17 protein-coding genes and 1 tRNA gene are annotated in these 17,087 nt (G+C 65.1%); 6 read left to right on the forward strand and 12 right to left on the reverse strand.

What is annotated here, in order from left to right:
* Positions 1–104: 104 nt before the first annotated feature.
* Together A9179_RS13780 and A9179_RS13785 are read right to left on the reverse strand one after the other, a co-directional pair.
* Positions 105–1,049 carry a DMT family transporter gene (locus A9179_RS13780; RefSeq protein ID WP_187806748.1) on the reverse strand — a complete coding sequence of 315 codons (945 nt, stop codon included), beginning with the start codon at positions 1,047–1,049 and terminating at the stop codon, positions 105–107.
* 48 nt (positions 1,050–1,097) lie between these two features.
* A complete protein-coding gene (locus A9179_RS13785) occupies positions 1,098–1,331 on the reverse strand; it encodes a DUF1127 domain-containing protein (protein WP_187806750.1) in 234 nt (77 codons plus the stop codon).
* 97 nt (positions 1,332–1,428) lie between these two features.
* Here A9179_RS13785 and A9179_RS13790 point away from each other — a divergent pair, with 97 nt between their 5' ends.
* The gene (locus A9179_RS13790) at positions 1,429–2,283 is read left to right on the forward strand and encodes a LysR family transcriptional regulator (protein ID WP_187806753.1); all 855 of its coding nucleotides are present in this window, start codon (positions 1,429–1,431) and stop codon (positions 2,281–2,283) included.
* A gap of 26 nt (positions 2,284–2,309) precedes the next feature.
* Here A9179_RS13790 and A9179_RS13795 read toward each other — a convergent pair whose 3' ends face one another.
* From A9179_RS13795 to A9179_RS13810, 4 genes are all read right to left on the reverse strand, one after another.
* Positions 2,310–2,825 carry an RDD family protein gene (locus tag A9179_RS13795; RefSeq protein ID WP_187806755.1) on the reverse strand — a complete coding sequence of 172 codons (516 nt, stop codon included), beginning with the start codon at positions 2,823–2,825 and terminating at the stop codon, positions 2,310–2,312.
* Positions 2,826–2,969: 144 nt separating this feature from the next.
* Complete coding sequence (gene efp, locus A9179_RS13800; RefSeq protein WP_187806758.1) at positions 2,970–3,545, reverse strand: elongation factor P; 576 nt, start codon at positions 3,543–3,545, stop codon at positions 2,970–2,972.
* A 34-nt stretch (positions 3,546–3,579) separates the two neighbouring features.
* A complete protein-coding gene (gene earP, locus A9179_RS13805) occupies positions 3,580–4,725 on the reverse strand; it encodes an elongation factor P maturation arginine rhamnosyltransferase EarP (protein WP_187806760.1) in 1,146 nt (381 codons plus the stop codon).
* A gap of 63 nt (positions 4,726–4,788) precedes the next feature.
* A complete protein-coding gene (locus A9179_RS13810; RefSeq protein ID WP_187806768.1) occupies positions 4,789–7,170 on the reverse strand; it encodes a diguanylate cyclase domain-containing protein in 2,382 nt (793 codons plus the stop codon).
* Between the two features lie 154 nt (positions 7,171–7,324).
* Between A9179_RS13810 and A9179_RS13815 the strand changes: the two genes are divergently transcribed.
* Positions 7,325–7,936 (forward strand): eCIS core domain-containing protein, encoded by a 612-nt coding sequence (locus A9179_RS13815; RefSeq protein WP_187806772.1) that lies wholly within the window; start codon positions 7,325–7,327, stop codon positions 7,934–7,936.
* An 81-nt stretch (positions 7,937–8,017) separates the two neighbouring features.
* Here the strand turns inward: A9179_RS13815 and A9179_RS13820 are convergent.
* Together A9179_RS13820 and A9179_RS13825 are read right to left on the reverse strand one after the other, a co-directional pair.
* Positions 8,018–8,107 (reverse strand) — tRNA-Ser (locus A9179_RS13820).
* Between the two features lie 93 nt (positions 8,108–8,200).
* A complete protein-coding gene (locus tag A9179_RS13825; protein ID WP_187806775.1) occupies positions 8,201–8,419 on the reverse strand; it encodes a hypothetical protein in 219 nt (72 codons plus the stop codon).
* 196 nt (positions 8,420–8,615) lie between these two features.
* Between A9179_RS13825 and A9179_RS13830 the strand changes: the two genes are divergently transcribed.
* From A9179_RS13830 to A9179_RS13840, 3 genes are all read left to right on the forward strand, one after another.
* A complete protein-coding gene (locus A9179_RS13830) occupies positions 8,616–9,305 on the forward strand; it encodes a crotonase/enoyl-CoA hydratase family protein (RefSeq protein ID WP_187806778.1) in 690 nt (229 codons plus the stop codon).
* 170 nt (positions 9,306–9,475) lie between these two features.
* Entirely contained in the window at positions 9,476–10,198 is a 723-nt protein-coding gene (locus A9179_RS13835) for a 1-acylglycerol-3-phosphate O-acyltransferase (RefSeq protein WP_187806780.1), read from the forward strand.
* A gap of 88 nt (positions 10,199–10,286) precedes the next feature.
* A complete protein-coding gene (locus tag A9179_RS13840; RefSeq protein ID WP_187806783.1) occupies positions 10,287–11,258 on the forward strand; it encodes a magnesium and cobalt transport protein CorA in 972 nt (323 codons plus the stop codon).
* Between the two features lie 17 nt (positions 11,259–11,275).
* Here A9179_RS13840 and A9179_RS13845 read toward each other — a convergent pair whose 3' ends face one another.
* Together A9179_RS13845 and A9179_RS13850 are read right to left on the reverse strand one after the other, a co-directional pair.
* A complete protein-coding gene (locus tag A9179_RS13845; RefSeq protein WP_262410592.1) occupies positions 11,276–12,382 on the reverse strand; it encodes a sensor domain-containing diguanylate cyclase in 1,107 nt (368 codons plus the stop codon).
* A gap of 202 nt (positions 12,383–12,584) precedes the next feature.
* Positions 12,585–13,319, reverse strand: a complete 735-nt coding sequence (locus A9179_RS13850) for an amidotransferase (RefSeq protein ID WP_187806785.1) — start codon at positions 13,317–13,319, stop codon at positions 12,585–12,587.
* A 369-nt stretch (positions 13,320–13,688) separates the two neighbouring features.
* Here A9179_RS13850 and ptrC point away from each other — a divergent pair, with 369 nt between their 5' ends.
* Positions 13,689–13,898, forward strand: a complete 210-nt coding sequence (ptrC, locus tag A9179_RS13855; RefSeq protein WP_187806788.1) for a type III secretion system co-regulatory protein PtrC — start codon at positions 13,689–13,691, stop codon at positions 13,896–13,898.
* 6 nt (positions 13,899–13,904) lie between these two features.
* Here the strand turns inward: ptrC and A9179_RS13860 are convergent, their stop codons facing one another.
* Entirely contained in the window at positions 13,905–14,675 is a 771-nt protein-coding gene (locus A9179_RS13860) for a substrate-binding periplasmic protein (protein ID WP_187806790.1), read from the reverse strand.
* A gap of 212 nt (positions 14,676–14,887) precedes the next feature.
* Positions 14,888–17,032, reverse strand: a complete 2,145-nt coding sequence (locus A9179_RS13865; protein ID WP_187806793.1) for a 3-hydroxyacyl-CoA dehydrogenase NAD-binding domain-containing protein — start codon at positions 17,030–17,032, stop codon at positions 14,888–14,890.
* Positions 17,033–17,087: the final 55 nt, after the last annotated feature.

Genomic DNA, 17,087 nt, shown 5'->3' on the forward strand with positions numbered 1-17,087 from the left:
CTTTTCCCAAGCCGGTTTCACTCTTCCGTAGGGTGCGCCATGCGCACCGTAAACCCGCGGATTGCCGCTGGTGCGCGTGGCGCACCCTACGTGGTCTGGTGCTGCTATTCCCGTGCGCCCAGGCTGCCAAGCCCGCGCAGGCGCTGGCGTACCCAGGCGTGGTTGCTGACCAGCATGATGCCCAGCAACACCAGCAGCGCGCCGGCGACGAAATTGGCGGTCAGCGGCTCGTCGAGGATCAGCACGCCGAAGCTCACCCCGAACAATGGGGTCATGAAGGAAAACGCCGCCATGTTCGACGCCAGGTAGCGGCGCAGCAGCCAGAACCAGGCCAGGTAGCTGGCGAACGACACCACCACACCCTGCAACAGCACGCTGCCGATACTGATCGGCGTCCAGTGCAGCGGGCCAAGCTGGTCGCTGGCCACCGCATAGCCGAGCAGCAGCACAAAGGCCATCGCCAGCTGATAGAACAGGGTCAGGGTCGGCGGCGCCTCGGACAGCCGCGAGCCGCGCACCACCACAGTGGTCGCGCCCCAGGCCATGCCGGCCAGCAGGCCGAAGCCATCGCCGAGCAGCATGCGCCTGTCCAGCGCCGACCAATCGCCGCCGGCGCCGAAAGCCATGGCGATACCGCCGAAGCACAGCAACACACCCGCCCACTGCAGGCGACGCAGGCGCTCGCTGGGCAGCAGCAGGTGCAGGCCGAAGGCGGAAAAAATCGGCGCGGTGTAAAGGAACACCGCCATGTGCGAGGCCGAGGTGTACTGCAGGCCCTGGGCGATGAAGAAGAACTCCAGGGCAAACAGCGCCCCGGCCAGCGCGCCGCCGCGCCAGGTACTGCCCAGCCAGCCGCGCCAGGTGCCCTGCCCGAGCATCAGGGCGCCCACCAGCACGGCGGCCAGCCCCGAGCGCAGGGTGACCTGCAGCAGCGGCGCGATATCGGCCGCCGCCAGTTTGATCGCCACCTGCTGGATACCCCAGATGGCGCACAACAACAGCATCAGCTGAAACAGAAAACCATCGGCGCCCTTGCGCGCACTACCCATGCCTGACTCCCATCCTCGACTCACTACTCGCGTCACAACCTGCCGCACTCAGTGCCTGAACGGATCATCCCAGAACGGCCGCTCGGTTTCGCGCAGCACATCGCCACGGTTCAGGCCCATGTCCTTCAGCGCGGCATCATCGAGCTGCGCCAGCATCCGCCGTTCCTGCGCCAGTTGCCACCAGCGCTTGAGCTGGCGCCACAGCGCCAGTATTGCCAAACGCGGTTGAATCCGGCCCAGTGCCAGCGGCTGTGCTACGGCATAACCTTTTTGACCTTTCATCTCGACGCCCTCCCTGTGGGGTTGGCGCCAGTTTCCGGCCAGGGTTAAGATCAATCCAACGAATGTTTCTTATGCGAGACATCTTGGAGATTGATCGATGGCCCATTACCCGAGTATTGATACCGAGTTGCTGCGCAGCTTCGTTGCCATTGCCGACCTCGGCGGTTTCACCCGCGCCGCCGATGCGGTCAACCGCACCCAATCGGCCATCAGCATGCAGATGAAGCGCCTGGAGGAAGACGTGCTGCAGCGCTCGCTGTTCCAGCGCGACGGTCGCCAGGTACGCCTGACCCCGGAGGGCCAGGTGCTGCTCGGCTACGCCCGGCGCATCCTCAAGCTGCACGGCGAGGTACTCAACACCCTGCGCGAGCCGCACATGGTCGGCTCGGTGCGCATCGGCACCCCGGACGACTACGTGATGCGCTTCATGCCGGGGATTCTCGCGCGCTTCGCCCAGGCCTATCCGCTGGTACAGGTGGAGCTGCACTGCGAGCCATCGTTCCAGCTGCTGCAGCGCCAGGATCTCGACCTGACCATCGTCACCCGCGAGCCGGGCAAGGAAATCGGCCAGCTGCTGCGTCAGGAGCGCTTCGTCTGGGCCGAGGCCATCGGCTTCAATCCCCACGAACAAACGCCCATGCCGCTGGCCATGTTCAATGCCGACTGCTTCTGCCGCGCCTGGGCATGCAACGCGCTGGACGCCATGGAGCGCGAGTACCGCATCGCCTACACCAGCCCCAGCCTGTCGGCGATCTTCGCCGTGGTCAGCGCCGGCCTGGCGGTCACCGCCCAGCTGCAGAGCCTGATCACCCCGGACATGCGCATCATCGGCGAGGCCGAAGGCCTGCCGACCCTGCCGATGACCAGCATCGTGCTGCTGCGCAACACCCAGACCCAGTCGCAAGTCACCGAGACCCTGGCCGAGCACATCATCGACGGCTTCCGCCTCTAGACGCAGCGCCCGGCCAGGGCGGCCACTCAGACCTTGGCCGGCACCACCACCACGCGGGTGGCCGCCACCAGGTCGTGGAAGCAGCGGCGGTCGCCACGGAAGATGCTCAGGCAGTCCGCCAGGGCCAGCAGCCCGCCGAGCAGCGGGATCGACGCCAGCACCCACAGCAGCACATAACGCTTGGCGACCATCGGCACGAAGTCCGGCACCTGGCCCTGCAAATCGACGATGGCGATGTTCAGCAGGCGCTTGCCGACAGTCTGCCCGTAGTTCTTCAGCAGGTAGCCGTGGATCAGCACGAAGGCCACCAGGCCGACCAGCAGGCTGATCAGCTGCTGCCCCAGGCTCGGCTCGATGCCTTGCTGGGCCGCGCTGAAGGTGCCATCGAAGATCGCCACCGGCACGGTCACCAGGGCCAGCAGCACGGTATCGATCAGTACGGCGCCCAGCCGCGCACCGCGCGAGGCCAGCAGCGGCTGCTCGGCGCTGTGCTCCTGCAGCACAGCCTGGGGCGCCTGGTAGGGGTTCTGACTCGGTTCCATCACGCACACTCCTTGTTGGGGGGACTTCAACTTGCATCCTGCCCCGCGGCCGGCGCCGATTCCAGGCTGGCGTTCACAGAAAGAGCGGCATGAAAAAGCCCGGCACTGGGCCGGGCTTCTGGGTCACGCGCGAAACGCTGCGGCTTAGGCCGACGGCGCCTGGGTGCGGCTCTTGTAGGAACCGTCGCGGGTGTCGATTTCGATCCAGTCGTCGATGTTGCAGAAGTCTGCAACCTTGACTTCGGTACCGTTGCGCAGCTTGGCCGGTTTCATGACCTTGCCGGAAGTGTCGCCACGGGCGGAGTTCTCGGTGTAGGTGATCTGGCGAACGATGGTGGTCGGCAGGTCTACGGAGATCACTTTGCCTTCGAAGAACACGGCTTCGCAGATGTCGGTCATGCCTTCTTCGATGAACGGCAGAACGCTTTCCAGATCTTCGGCGCGCAGTTCGTAGGAGTTGTACTCCGGATCCATGAACACGTAGTCGTCACCGCTGATGTAGGACAGGGTCACTTCCTTGCGCTCGAGGATGACCGGCTCCATCTTGTCGTCGGCCTTGTAAACGGTCTCGGTCTTGGAGCCGTTGATCAGGTTCTTCAGCTTCATCTTGACGATGGCGCTGTTACGGCCGGACTTGGTGAATTCGGCTTTCTGGATCAGCCACGGATGGCCGTCGATCAGGGCCACACTGTTGGGCTTCATTTCTTGTGCGGTTTTCATACGAATATCCGGATTTTGATGGAGGTACGAATTTCTAAGCCGCGCATGATAGCCAATTTCGGTAAAACTCTGCCAGCGCCGTAGCAAGATCAGGACGGTCGGTTTGTTCCTCGCACCAGCGCTCGGCCTGCTCGGCCAGCTCCGTCCAGCGCTGCCGGCAGGCCGCCCAGGCCGCGTCCATGGACTCGCCGGCATTCCAGGCCTGCCACAGATCCCCCAGGGCCTGCTGCGCCGGTGCCGACCAGCCCTGCCGGTAGAGGCCGAGAAAGGCCTCGAGCTTGTCCCAGTGGGCCCGCTCGTCCTGCTCGTAGATATGCCAGAGCAGCGGCCGCCCGGCCCACTGGGCGCGGACGAAGGAATCCTCGCCGCGCACCGCATTGAAATCGCAGCTCCACAGCAGCAGGTCGTAATCCTCCTGGGACAGGAACGGCAGCAGGTGCACCTGCAGGTTGCCGCGCTGCCAGCTGCCGCCGACGGCCAGCTCGGCCAGCCCCAGCCAGGCCTGCAGGTCGCCCTGGATGCGCCCCTGGGGCACCAGCAGCTGGGTCGGCTGCTCCTGCGCAGCCAGGGCCTCCAGCCAGCTGGGCAGCGCCGGGTTCTCGTAGGCGAACAGGGAGATCAGCTGCGCCCCGCTGCGCAGCGGGATGCCCAGCCCGGCGAGAAAGGCCGCGCGCGCCGCCGGATCGGCCTGGAAGGCGCGCCGCCGCTCCAGCAACCCGCCTTCGCGCAGTAGGCCGCCTGTGCCCGCGGTAAAGCCCGGGAAGAAGAAGAACTTGTGCAGACCATTACCCTGCGGCGATGGCAGGCCGTGGCAGCCCGCCACCCAGTCCTCGGCACTGAGGTACTCCAGATTCAGCCACAGCGGTTTGCGGGCACAGGCGCTCATGGCCGTAATAAAGGCCGCGGGCAACTGGCAGGCGAAAGCCTCGATCACCACTGCGCCCGGCTCCACCGCCAGCCAGTCGCGCGGCCAGAGGCGCACCTCCACGCCCTGCTGCAGCTGGCAGGCCGCGCTGGCATCCGCCTGCGGGCACAGGCGGGCAAAGGCCGCCGGCTCGTCTACCCACAGACGCACGGCCAGGCCCTGCTCGGCCACCAACTGACGGGCCAGACGCCAGGTCACGCCGATATCGCCGTAGTTGTCCACCACGCTGCAGAAGATGTCCCAATGGGCGGCCATGGGCGACTCCAGGATCAATGATCGGCGCACCTTAAGGGTTGCCCGCCGCCAGGGGAAGCCCGCTCAATCGGACAGGGAAAAGCAGTTACGCCCCGCCTGCTTGGCCTGGTACAGGGCGCTATCGGCCTTTTCCAGCAGCTCAGCCGCGCAGCTGGCGTCACTACCGAGCAGGGCCACGCCGATGCTGGTGGAGATCGGCAGGCAATGCTCACGGATCTGCAGCGGCGCGCCCATGGCGTAGATGATCTTGTCGGCCACCTCGCAGGCATGCTCGGCCGAGGTCAGTTGCTGCAGCAGAATGACGAATTCGTCGCCGCCCAGGCGCGCCACCACGTCGCTGTCGCGCACGCAGGCCTCCAGACGCTGGGCAAACACCTTGAGTACCTCGTCGCCCACCGCATGGCCCAAGTTGTCGTTGATCTGCTTGAAGCGGTCGACATCCAGGTACAGCAACGCCAGCAGGCGCGTGCCGCCAAGATGCTCGTCGATGGCACGCTCCAGGGCCTCGAGAATCGCCGCGCGGTTGAACAGACCGGTCAGGCTGTCACGCATGGCACGCCAGCGCAGGTTCTGCTCCTGGGCCCAACGCTCGGTGATGTCCCAGAGGATCAGGTAGGCGCCCTGCACCTGCCCCGCTATATCCAGCTGCGAGACATAGCGTGCCTCCATGTAGCGCTCGCCGCTGTGTAGGCGAATGGCATGCTCGAAGGTGCTCTGCCGCCCGGCCAGAGCCTCGAGCAGATAGGGGCGGACGAAGGCATATTCCTGCGCCTCGATCAGCTCCTGCAGCGACCGCCCGATGACCTGCTCCTCGCTGACGCCGAAGGCCTGCAGGAAGGAGCGGTTGCAGTACTGGAACACCTCCTGCGGGTCGATGAAAGCGACCAGTGCCGGGATGCTATCGGTGACCGAGCGCAGCAGCTGCTGGTTGAGCCGCACCTCCTGCTCGATGCGCTTGCGCTCGGTAACATCGTGCATGAAGGCGCTGAATTCGTGCTCACTGCCACTGCCGCTGACACTGATGGTGATTTCCACGATCAGCTCCGAACCGTCCTTGCGCAGCGCCGGCAGCTCGGTGCGCCGGTTGAGCACCGCGCCCAGGCCGGTGCGGCGAAAATGCTGCAGGCCGCGCTCATGCTCGGTGCGCATGCGCTCGGGCACGATCAGCCCGGACAGCGGCAGGCCCAGCACCTCGCCGCGCTGCCAGCCGAAGATGCGGCTGGCCTCGCTGTTCCAGTCGGTGATGCAGCCCTGCTCGTCGATGCAGATGAACGCCTCGTGGGAGCTCTCGATGATGCGCTGGGTGCGCTCTACATGGGCGCGCAGGCTGGCCTCGGACTCCTTGCGCTTGGCCACTTCCGCCGTGCGTTCGGCCAGCAGGCGCTGGTTGTTCTGGAAGTCCACCTGGTGGCCCAGTTCCGAACCGAGCAGCCCGGCCATCAGCTGCAGGGTCTGCACGTCGGCCGCGCTGAAGACCCCGACCTTGTCGGCCATGATCTTCAGCACCCCGACCGCCTTGCCGGCCAGCAGCAACGGCGCCACCACCATCGACAGCGCACCAACCTTGCGGCAGGCCTGCTGATCCACTCGCGGATCCATGCTGGTATCCGGCGACATCAGCACCTCGGCAGAGCGCACACAGAGCCCGGACAGGCTGGTGCCCGCCTTCAGGCGCAGGCCGATATAGCTGGCCACGCTGCCGCAGGCGGCACGGTAGACCATATCCTCGCCATCGAGCAGCTCCACCACCGCGCCCGTGGCCGGGGTCAGCTCCTGCATCTGCTGCACCACCAGGTCGAGGAACAACTCCAGATCCATCTCGGCCTCGGCCAACCGGGTCTGGGTGGCGATGATCCGCCCGAGGTTCTCGGTATGCGTGCGCAGCAGTTGCACCAGTTGCTCGCCCTTCTGCACCTCGTTGATCAGGTGGGTGTTGACCCGCTCGATCAGTTCCGTGCGCTCGCGCACCTGCTGCTGCAACTGTTCGCGACTGGACATCAGCATGTCCACCGCACGGCGCTGGTCATCGATGTCGGTGCAGGCTCCCATCCACTTGAGGATGCGGCCATCCGCCCCGTACACCGGCATGCTCTGCCCCAGGTGCCAGCGATAGCTGTTGTCCGCCGTGCGCAGGAAGCGGTATTCGATCTCGTAGGGCTCGCCACTGCTCAGGGCCTGTTGCCAGAGTTGGCGGGCCTGGGGCAGGTCTTCCGGGTGGATGATCGTCGCCAGGTTCAGCTCGTGGCCGAGCTCCTGCGGCGCGATGTATTCCAGGCAGCGGGCATTGCGGTAGTCAATGTGCCCGTCGGCGTCGGCCGTCCAGACGATCAGCGGCAGGCCATCGGCCAGGCGGTGGAACCAGGCCTCGCCTTCAGCGCTGGTCAACGCCCGGGACAACTCGTCCATCGGCACCGCCAGCGGGCCCGCGGGATGGTCTTCGCGCATCTGGTTACCTCACAGCGATACCTGGCTTGCCCGCCACAACAGGAATCCATTAGGTAAATGGTAGCTGATAGTGGCACTCCGCCCAGCGGCGAGAGCTGGACAAAGCCTCGGGCACTGGCCAAGGTGGCGCCCATTTCCCTGCCGAGAAGGCCCGATGCCGTTGCCCGCCCCTGCCGTCCGCCTGTGTAGCCTCCTGCTGCTGGCCCTGCCACTCGTGGCGCAAGCCGATGCCTGCCCGCCGGGGCAGTATCAGGTCTGCCTGGGCAGCTGCCTGTGTATTGAGGATCCGGATCAGATCATCGGCCCGACCTATGAAAGCGCCCTGCAGATGAGCGCCGCCACCCTCGAAGCCTGGATTCTCGAGGCCCGCGAAAACAGCATCCGCCAGGGCACCCAGCCGATTCCCGCGGCCATTCGCCAGCAACTGCTGCCTTATTACCCGGCACAGATTCTGGATGGCGCCCGCTACAAGGTCGGCAGCGGCGAAGAGCTGGATCTGGCCGCCGGCATGCTGCAGAACCCGGATATCGCGGCAGTGACCCTGGTCGACAACATCATCTTTCGCAACGAGCAGGACGCCCTCGGCAACGCTGCGCTCTGGGCCCACGAGCTGTGGCACGTGCAACAGTACCGGGAATGGGGCAGCCATCTGTTCGCCCAGCGTTACACCCGCGACTTCAACGCCGTCGAGGCACCGGCCTACCAGATCCAGGCCCGGGTCAGGCTGGCCCTCCGCCAGGCCGGCAGCTCGCCCGCCGCGCCCTAGGCCGGGCGGCATAGCCGCGGAAACGTTTGCCCAAACGCAGAAACGAAAAAGCCCAGCACTAGGCTGGGCTTTTTCAGGGTCTGGCGGTGAAGAAGGGATTCGAACCCTTGATACGGTTTCCCGTATACACACTTTCCAGGCGTGCTCCTTCAACCGCTCGGACACTTCACCGGATCTCGCCGTACCAGTCTGGTTCGTCGAGGCGCGCTAATGTAGCCGAACAGGCAGCCGAAGGCAAAAGTTTTTTTCAGTCGATTCATGCGCTTATGCCAGATCGCGGGTTTCCCGGGGGAATTCCTGCGCCGGCGCGGTGAAACGCTGGCGGCCGAACAGGAGAAAACCCAGGGAGCAGAACAGGCTGCCGGCAAACACCAGCAGCACGCCAGCCGGACTGTGGCTGCAGCCGCTGTTGGCCAACAAGAGCAGAAGCAGCAGCGCGGGCGGCAGACTGGCTCGCCACATTAGATGAAAGGTACGACGCATTGCAGGCACTCCACATAGAGGCAGCTAACCTATGTCAGCCCCCGAGCCCTCTGCCAATTGCCTATATAGATGGCGCTCATAGGCGGCCGCGCCGCCCGCGCGGATGACCACGCGGTCAGCCAAAGCGCTTTACCCGGGCCTTCGTGCTGGGTAACGTCAGCGCCACTTCAGCCCACCCAGGACTAGGAACTCCGCCATGAGCGACCTGATCAGCTACCAACTCGAAGACGGCATTGCCACCCTGACCCTGAACAACGGCAAGGTGAACGCCATCTCCCCGGACGTGATCGCCGCCTTCAATGCCGCCCTGGATCAGGCCGTGCAGGATCGCGCCGTGGTGATCATCACCGGCCAGCCGGGCATCCTCTCCGGCGGTTACGACCTCAAGGTGATGACTTCCGGCCCGCAGAACGCCGTGGCCCTGGTTACCGCCGGCTCTACCCTGGCCCGCCGCATGCTCAGCCACCCCTTCCCGATCATCGTCGCCTGCCCGGGCCACGCCATCGCCAAGGGCGCCTTCATCCTGCTGTCGGCCGACTACCGCATTGGCGTCGAAGGCCCGTTCAACATCGGCCTGAACGAAGTGCAGATCGGCATGACCATGCACCATGCCGGCATCGAGCTGGCCCGTGACCGCCTGCGCAAGTCCGCCTTCCACCGCTCGGTGATCAATGGCGAGATCTTCAACCCGCAGGGCGCCGTGGATGCCGGCTTCCTCGACAAGGTAGTCGCGGCCGATGAGCTGATGGCCACCGCCGTCGCCACTGCCCAGCAGCTGAAGAAGATCAACATGACCGCGCACAAGAACACCAAGCTGAAAGTGCGCAAGGCCTTCCTGGAGACCCTGGACAAGGCCATCGAACTGGATCAGCAGCACCTCGGCTGATTGCCAGCGCGCTCCCCACAAGCCCGGCCCAGTGCCGGGCTTGTGCTTTCTGGGGGAAAAGTCGGCAACGCCGTGGAAATACCGGGTAATAACCTCTGATCGGGGTCAATTGCCGAAAGCAGTGCACGTCCGTACACTGCGCAACCTTTTGTCTGCCGATAGGCTTCCCGATGCTTTTCCTTGCGCGCATGTTGTTGATGGGCCTGCACTTTCTCCTGGCTGGCGTGGCCGGTCTGCTGCTCGGCCTGTGCCGGCCATTCAACCCGGACAACAGCCGCCTGTGCGCGCGCCTGTATTCGCTGCCAGCCCTGTGCCTGCTGCGCCTGCGGGTGAAGACCGAGGTGAAGAGCCTGTTCACCCAGGAGCAGGCCTGTGTGGTGATCGCCAACCACCAGTCCAACTACGACCTCTATGTGCTCGGCCGCGTGGTGCCGCCGCGCACCGTGAGCATCGGCAAGAAGAGCCTGAAGTGGGTGCCGTTCTTCGGCCAGCTGTACTGGCTGGCCGGCAACGTGCTGATCGACCGCGGCAACGCGCGCAAGGCCAAACAAGCCATGCTGGAAACCACCGAGACCCTGCGCAACCGCGACACCTCGATCTGGGTCTTCCCGGAAGGCACGCGCAACCTCGGCAAGGGCCTGCTGCCGTTCAAGAAAGGCGCGTTCCAGATGGCCATCGCCGCCGGCGTGCCGATCGTCCCGGTGTGCGTCAGCAACTATGCCGGGCGTCTCAAGCTGAATAGCTGGAGCAGCGGCCGCGTGCTGATCAAGTCACTGCCGGCCATCCCCACCCTGGGCCTGACCATGGACGACATCCCGCAGCTGATGCAACGCTGCCAGGAACTGATGCAGCAGTGCATCGGTCAACTCGATCAGCAGCTGACCAGCGCCTGACACCCCGCCCGGCACGCCCGGGCGCCCCTCCTGCAAGCCTGTCACGCCTGGGTTAAGCTGCCTCCATCGCCACGTTAGAGGATCGCCCATGGGTCATGTCGTTGCAGCTGCGGCTTACCACAAAGGCCGCAAGGTCACCGATATCCAGCTGGACGAAGGCAGCCAGTGGGCCTGCCAGCCCGGGCACTTCGTCTGGATCGGTCTGCGCGATCCCGGCAGCGCCGAGCTGACCTGCCTGCAGCAGCAGTTCAACCTGCACGAACTGGCCATGGAAGATGCCATTACCCGGCATACCCGGCCCAAGCTGGAAACCTTCGGCGACGCCCTGTTCATGGTGCTCTACTCGCCGGTTCGGGAGAACGGCCGCCTGGAGTTCGTGGAAAGCCAGCTGTTCGCCGGCAAGGGCTATGTGATCAGCGCCCGCTACGGCAACTCGGCCTCCTACTCCACCGTCCGCGCGCGCTGCGAAGCGCGCCCGCTGCTGCTGGAGCACGGTGAGGACTTCGTGCTGTATGCCCTGCTCAGCTTCGTGATCGAGAACTACCGGCCGCTGCTGGACTGCATCCACGGCGAGCTGGAGGACATCGAGCAGACCGTGCTCGACCGCCCGCTGCAGCAGGACGATGTGGAGCGCATCCACGGCCTGCGCCGCGATCTGCTGCGCCTGCGCCGCCAGGTGGCGCCGCTGTCGGAGATCTGCCAGGAACTGCAGCAGCTGGAGTTCCCCTTCATCGACAAGCACATGCGCCCGTACTTCCGCGACATCGCGATTCACGTCAACCGGCTGATGGAAGACCTTACCGGGCTGCGCGAGATGGCCGACCACGCCATCGAGATCGGCCTGCTGCTGGAGTCTTCGCGACAAAGCATCACCCAACGCAAGTTCGCCGCCTGGGCGGCGATTCTGGCCTTCCCCACCGCGGTGGCGGGCATCTATGGGATGAACTTCCACAACATGCCGGAGCTGACCTGGCATTACGGCTACTTCGGCGTGCTCGGAGTCATCGCCGTGGGCTGCGTCGGCCTGTTCGCCAACTTCAAGCGCATGGACTGGCTGTAGCAGCCAGCCCCTGCCCCTCAGCTGAGCAGCTGGTCGGCGCGGCCGGCCCGGCGCTGGTGCTTGTTCTCGTACATGCGCTCGTCGGCAATCGCCAGCAGTTCATCCAGCGAAGCATCCAGGCTGCCCGACATATCGGTGGTACCGATGCTGACGGACAGAGTGAACGGCTGGCTGGCGCCGGCATTGAAGGCCGCGATGGCCTGCTGCACGCGCTTTTCCAGGATCTCGCCGACCTGCCCTTGGGCCAGCACGCAGAACTCGTCGCCGCCCATGCGCGCGACTATATCCACCTCGCGCAAGGCCTGACGCAGCACCGTTGCGGCCTGCAGCAACATGGTATCGCCCTGCTCGTGGCCCATCTCGTCGTTGACCCGCTTGAGCCCGTCGAGGTCGAGGAACATGGCCGTGCAGCCTTCGCTGTAGCGGCTCGAATGGCGCAGCGCCTGCTCGGCCAGCAGGTAGAAGCCACGGCGGTTGTGCAGGCCGGTAAGCTCGTCAGTCAGCGATAGGTGGTGAATGCGGTCGTAGGCCTGCTGCAGCTCGCGAGTGCGTTCTTCCACGCGCCGTTCGAGGCTCTGGTACAGCTGCACGTTCTCGATGGCGATCGAGGTCGAGTCGGCCAGGGCCTGCAGCAGACTCACCTCCTCCGGGCTCGGCTGGTGCTCGCTGGCCCAGTAGTTGCCGATGGCGCCAATCGGCTCGCGGGTGCGGATCGGCACCATCACCAGGCTTTTGACGAAGGTCGGCCGATAGGCATCGTGGGGGATGCGCGAATCGACGTAGATGTCCGCAATGGTCACCGGCTGGCGGTTGAGCATCGTCCAGCCGCTGATGCAGGTGGCCAGCGGGAAGCGCTTGCCCTTCCACAGCGGGGCGATGGCATCCTCGTCGGCGTAATGGCAGAACTCGCCATCGCGCAGCACGAAGGTGGCACCGTCGCAGCCGGTCAGCTCGCGCGCGGCATGCCGGACTATCTCCTGCACGCCCGCCAGGTCGCGGGCCAGCGACAGCGCCTGCACCACCTGCAGCAGAAACTGCATGCCACGCACATAGAACCCGCTCTCCGGCACCGGCATCACGCCCGACGTCGGCAGCACACCCTGACCCGCTGTCTCGTTGCCCATCCACCCCACCCTGCCGCCGCCACATGCAGCCTTACCAGGCGCACGATGAGGCAGCGGGCCTCGTCATGACAATCCGTAGTTTCGCCTAGAGCGGCAGCCAGCACAGGTGCAGCCAAGCGGACAAACTACGGCCGGAAAAATAAAAAACCACAGGTGGCCGGATCGTCCGGTCACCTGTGGTCTTGTGCGCGTAGCCGTCGAATCAGACCGGCGAGGCGTCCTCGGCCTTGCCGTGGGCGACGAAACGCATCATCCACTCGGCCACCGTGGCGCCCTGGTGCTGTTCGGCCAGGCTGGCCACGGCATTCCGGTAGGCCGGCTCGCCGATGCACTGCTGGCGAATATCCAGCAGCGCCCTGGAGTAGTCATGAACGAACTCCGGATGGCCCTGGAAGCACAGCACCTGGTCGCCGATGCAGTAGGCGGCGATCGGGCAGAACGGGCTGGAGGCCAGCAGCGTAGCGTTGTCCGGCAGCGCGGTGACCTGATCCTGGTGGCTGATCAGCAGCGCCAGCTCTTCCACCGCCGGGCTCATCCAGTGCGCCTTCTCGGCCATTTCATAGCGGTGCACGCCCACCCCCCAGCCCTGCGCCGCGCGCTCGGCACGGCCGCCGAGCAGCAGTGCCAGCAGCTGGTGGCCGAAGCAGATGCCGAGCAGCTTGTCGCCGTTCTCGTAGCGCTTGAGCAGGTAGGTCTTGAGCGTCTGAATCCAGGCATCGGTACCGAAGGAATCCGCTTTGCTACCGGTCACCAGATAGGCGTCGTAGCGCTCCTCGTCAGAGGGGTATTCGCCCTTCACCACATTGAACACTTCAAAGTGGGCCGCTATCGGCTGCTGAGCGAACAGGCGCTCGAACATGCGGCCATAGCCTTGGTATTGGTCGATCAGTTCGGGGCGGAGTACATCGGTTTCCAGGATGCAGATGCGCAAGGACATAAAGGGTGTGGGTACCTCATACAGGGGGGTGAATAGTCAAGCGCGAAGACTGCACCCAGCGGGCGTCCAGTGCAACAGCAGTTCGGCGGACAATCTGTCGCAGGCATCACGCCGTTCGATAGTCACCATAAATGCCATTCACTTCTGCTGATGATCGTGCTCGTCAATGATGCAGGCGTCGGGATCAACCCCACTACCTACAGAGGAGCAACACCATGAGCAGTTTCGCCGCCATCGCCAGCCTGATCGCCGCTTCGGCCTTCGCCAGTCCGGCTGCCGCCGTTACCCACCAAGCCAACGCCAAGGCTGCTGGTGGCAAGTGAACCATTCGGTGCCGCGCAAGCGGCACCGCCACTGGAGACCGCGCAAATGACCATCACCGAAGCCTTCAACAGCACCCACAGCTACGGCATCACCTACGTCAGCCTGGAGGAGGACGGCATGCACTTCGAATCGGAGTCGGCCGTGCACCTGGATGACGGCAGCCTGCTGACCCTGCGCATGCCGACCCGGCAGAGCGAGAAGCTGGATATCCATGAACTGATCTGCCAGCGCAACGGCTGGTGCATGGCCGCCTGAACCCCGTCAGGGGGTGGTCTGCCACATCTGCGCCGCGGCCTGCTCACCCAGGTAACGCGCCAGAATCCGCTGCCAGCTGCCATCCGCCCGCATCGCCGCAAAGCTCTCGCGCATCTGCCGTTGCAACGCCCGGGCATCGCGCAGCAACGGGCTACCGGCAATGTAGCTGTGGGTCACGCCAATCGGCGTGCCGACATGCACCGACTCCGGGGGAAAACCCAGCTCGCGCCACAGATAGCGCACGCGCAGGTCGATCTCGTACCAGCTCGCCACCCGCCCGCTGTGCAGCATGCCGGCCGCCTGTGCCGGATCGGTCACCTCGACCACCGTCTGCCCTTCCCGCTTCAGCCCCTGCAACTCCAGCGCCCGCGGCGTACCGCCCATGACCACCACCGGGCCGGCAGCCAGTGCCTGCTGCAGGTTGTCGTAGCGGCTCTCGCGCCCAGCCAGCACATAGGCCGAGGGCAACACATCGAGCAGCCAGATGAAGCCCGACTCGCGCTCGGCGGTACGCCCGAGGTTGAGCACGATGCCGTAGGGGTCGTTGGTCACTTCCAGCTGCACGCGCTTCCACGGCACGCTCTGGTAGCGGCATTCGCGCTGCAGGCGGCGGCACAGCTCTTCCATCAGGTCGCCGAACAGGCCGTGGTTGCCGGGCGTGTCGTCGGCATAGGGCATCTGCCCCTGGCCGACATAGATTTTCAGCGCTTCGCTGGCCTGCGGCGCACCAGCCAGCAACGCCAGCAGCAGGCCGGCGATGAGCGGAAGCCCTGTCAAACGTCGATGTGCTGTCACCCGCTCCCCCAGCCCAGCCCAAACACCCTGCGAGTGTAGGCAGTAAGTCCTGGCGAAAGACTGACAGAGCGCAACAGGAAACGCCATAAAGCAAAACCGGCCCTGGGGCCGGTTTTGTTCAAGCCTGTAGGGCGGGTGAAACCCGCGCCAGACAGACGCGGGCTTCATCCGCCCTACGCTTCACTCACGAACGATCAGAAACCCTCGCCCTTGGCCGCCTTCTCCAGCAGCAGAGCCGGCGGCAGGAAGCGCTCGCCGTACTGCTCGGCCAGGTACTGGGCGCGGGCGACGAAGTCCTTGATGCCGTACTGGTTGATGAACTGCAACGCACCACCCGTCCAGGCGGCGAAACCGATGCCGAAGATCGAACCGATATTGGCGTCCGCAACGGACTTCAGCACGCCCTCCTCCACGCAGCGCACGGTCTCGATGGCCTGGATGAACAGAATGCGATCACGCACGTCCTCCTGGGAGATCTGCGCATCGGCCTTCTCGAAGCGTGTCTTCAGCTCTGGCCACAGATGCTTCTTGCCGCCTTCGGGGTACTCGTAGAAGCCACCGCCGGCCGCTTTGCCCGGGCGCTTGTACTCCTTGAGCATCAGCTCGATGACGTTGAACGCCGGATGCTGCGGGATCTGCTTGCCCTCGGCGGCCAGGTCGGCGACGGTCTGCTTACGGATGTGTTCCATCAGGCTCATCGACACTTCATCGCTGATTGCCAGCGGCCCCACCGGCATACCGGCCTTGCGCGCCTCGTTCTCGATCATCGCCGCGCTCACACCTTCGCCGAGCATGGCGATGCCTTCGTTGGTGAAGGTGCCGAACACCCGCGAGGTGAAGAAGCCGCGGCTGTCCTCGACCACGATCGGAGTCTTCTTGATCTGCAGCACGTAATCGAAGCCGCGGGCCAGGGTCTCGTCGCTGGTCTGCTCGCCACGGATGATCTCCACCAGCGGCATCTTGTCGACCGGGCTGAAGAAATGCAGGCCGATAAATTTGTCCGGACGCTGAACTGCAGTCGCCAGGCCGGTGATCGGCAGGGTCGAGGTGTTGGAGGCGATCACCGCCTCCGGCAGCGCAGCGGCCTCGGCGGCGGCGTTGACCTTGGCCTTCAGACCGCGATCCTCGAACACCGCCTCGATGACCAGGTCGCAGCCTTCGAGGTCGGCATCGCTGGCGGTCGGTTTGATCCGCGCGAGGAAGGTATCGCGCTTGTCAGCCGTCATATGGCCTTTGCTGACCTTCTTGTCGAGCAGCTTTGCCGAGTAGGCCTTGCCCTTCTCCGCCGCCTCGATGGATACGTCCTTGAGTACCACCTCAATGCCGGCGGCCGCCGACACATAGGCGATGCCGGCCCCCATCATCCCAGCGCCGAGCACGCCGACCTTCTTCGTTACGTACTGCGGGATGCCCTGTGGGCGCGAGCTGCCGGCGTTGATTTCGTTCAACTGGAACCAGAAGGTGCCGATCATGTTCTTCGCCACCTGGCCGGTGGTCAGCTCGGTGAAGTAGCGTGCCTCGATGATCTGCGCGGTGTCGAAGTCGACCTGGGCGCCCTCGACGGCAGCGCACATGATCTTCTCCGGCGCCGGGAAGCAGCCCTTGGTCTTGTCACGCAGCACGCTCGGGGCGATGGCCAGCATCTGCGCCACGGCCGGGGTGCTCGGCGTGCCGCCGGGGATCTTGTAGCCCTTCACGTCCCACGGCTGCACGGCAGTCGGGTTGGCGGCGATCCAGGCGCGCGCCTTGCTCAGCATCTCCTCCGGGGTGGCGGCGATATCGTGGATCAGGCCGGCCTTGAGCGCGGCGTCCGGGCGCACCTTCTTGCCTTCGGCCAGGTACGGCAGGGCTTTTTCCAGGCCGAGGATGCGCACCATGCGCACCACGCCGCCACCGCCCGGCAGCAGGCCGAGGGTCACTTCCGGCAGGCCCAGCTGAGTGCTTGCGCTGTCCAGGGCGATGCGGTGATGGCAGGCCAGGCAGATTTCCCAGCCGCCGCCCAGCGCGGCACCGTTGATCGCGGCCACCACCGGCTTGCCCAGGGTTTCCAGGCGGCGCAGCTGGCCCTTGATGTTGAGGATCATGTCGTAGAACGACTTGGCGTCGGCCTTGGTGACCTTGATCAGCTCGTTGAGATCGCCGCCGGCGAAGAAGGTCTTCTTCGCCGAGGTGACGATCACGCCGGCGATGGAGTCCTTCTCGGCCTCCAGGCGCGCGACGGTCTGGCCCATGGCCTCGCGGTACACCGCGTTCATGGTGTTGGCGCTCTGGCCGGGCATGTCGATGGTCAGGACGACGATATTGTCCTGGCCCTTTTCGTAACGGATGGCGTCAGTCATTTCTTATGTCCTTTTCGGCCACTGGCCGTAGGAGCGAGCTCTGCTCGCGAAGGGC

This window comes from Pseudomonas alcaligenes, from assembly GCF_014490745.1.
In the GTDB taxonomy this organism is placed as follows: Bacteria; Pseudomonadota; Gammaproteobacteria; order Pseudomonadales; family Pseudomonadaceae; genus Aquipseudomonas; species Aquipseudomonas alcaligenes_C.

Coding starts and splice junctions, on each gene's coding strand:
- A9179_RS13865 (WP_187806793.1), bottom strand. CDS start 17,032: ATGACTGACGCCATCCGTTACGAAAAGGGCCAGGACAATATCGTCGTC.
- A9179_RS13815 (WP_187806772.1), top strand. CDS start 7,325: ATGCCGTTGCCCGCCCCTGCCGTCCGCCTGTGTAGCCTCCTGCTGCTG.
- ptrC (WP_187806788.1), top strand. CDS start 13,689: ATGACCATCACCGAAGCCTTCAACAGCACCCACAGCTACGGCATCACC.
- efp (WP_187806758.1), bottom strand. CDS start 3,545: ATGAAAACCGCACAAGAAATGAAGCCCAACAGTGTGGCCCTGATCGAC.
- A9179_RS13850 (WP_187806785.1), bottom strand. CDS start 13,319: ATGTCCTTGCGCATCTGCATCCTGGAAACCGATGTACTCCGCCCCGAA.
- A9179_RS13840 (WP_187806783.1), top strand. CDS start 10,287: ATGGGTCATGTCGTTGCAGCTGCGGCTTACCACAAAGGCCGCAAGGTC.
- earP (WP_187806760.1), bottom strand. CDS start 4,725: ATGGCCGCCCATTGGGACATCTTCTGCAGCGTGGTGGACAACTACGGC.
- A9179_RS13835 (WP_187806780.1), top strand. CDS start 9,476: ATGCTTTTCCTTGCGCGCATGTTGTTGATGGGCCTGCACTTTCTCCTG.
- A9179_RS13810 (WP_187806768.1), bottom strand. CDS start 7,170: ATGCGCGAAGACCATCCCGCGGGCCCGCTGGCGGTGCCGATGGACGAG.
- A9179_RS13825 (WP_187806775.1), bottom strand. CDS start 8,419: ATGCGTCGTACCTTTCATCTAATGTGGCGAGCCAGTCTGCCGCCCGCG.
- A9179_RS13790 (WP_187806753.1), top strand. CDS start 1,429: ATGGCCCATTACCCGAGTATTGATACCGAGTTGCTGCGCAGCTTCGTT.
- A9179_RS13780 (WP_187806748.1), bottom strand. CDS start 1,049: ATGGGTAGTGCGCGCAAGGGCGCCGATGGTTTTCTGTTTCAGCTGATG.
- A9179_RS13830 (WP_187806778.1), top strand. CDS start 8,616: ATGAGCGACCTGATCAGCTACCAACTCGAAGACGGCATTGCCACCCTG.
- A9179_RS13785 (WP_187806750.1), bottom strand. CDS start 1,331: ATGAAAGGTCAAAAAGGTTATGCCGTAGCACAGCCGCTGGCACTGGGC.
- A9179_RS13845 (WP_262410592.1), bottom strand. CDS start 12,382: ATGGGCAACGAGACAGCGGGTCAGGGTGTGCTGCCGACGTCGGGCGTG.
- A9179_RS13795 (WP_187806755.1), bottom strand. CDS start 2,825: ATGGAACCGAGTCAGAACCCCTACCAGGCGCCCCAGGCTGTGCTGCAG.